Annotated in this window: 1 protein-coding gene; it reads left to right on the plus strand. The window is 63.3% G+C overall.

The window, feature by feature from the left end:
• On the plus strand, positions 1-444 hold a 444-nt coding region (locus DW850_RS10310), incomplete at its 5' end, for an IS3 family transposase (protein ID WP_199575692.1).
• Between the last annotated feature and the right edge of the window lie 38 nt (positions 445-482).

The following is a 482-nucleotide window of genomic DNA, read 5'->3' on the forward strand; positions in this document are numbered from 1 at the left end:
CCCTGGGGCAAGGCCTACTTCGCGCCGGTGTACGACTTCGGCAGCAAGGAGATAGTCGCGTGGTCGACGTCGACCAGCCCGGACATGGCGCAGCAGGCCGAGCTGCTCGACCGGCTGCTGGCGAAGATGCCCGAGGGCGCGACGCCGGTGCTTCACAGCGACATGGGCTGGCAGTACCAGCACGCCGCATGGTGCGGGAGGCTGAGGGACGCCGGGATCGTCCAGAGCATGTCCAGAAAGGGCAACTGCATCGACAACGGCGCCACCGAGCAGGTCTTCGGCCACATCAAGGACGAGTTCTTCCGTGGAAGGACGTGGCCGGACTTCGAGTCCTTCAAGGCGGACCTCGACGACTTCGTGGTCCATTGGAACACGAGGCGAAGGCAGGTTAAACTGAAGGGGCTGACCCCGGAGGAGTTCCGGAACCAGCCCCTTGCGGCGTAGTTCTTATTTAAGCCGTCCAAGTTTTGGGGTGCAGTTCA

It is taken from the genome of Collinsella sp. AM36-4AA (assembly GCF_003467795.1).
Classification (GTDB): Bacteria; Actinomycetota; Coriobacteriia; order Coriobacteriales; family Coriobacteriaceae; genus Collinsella.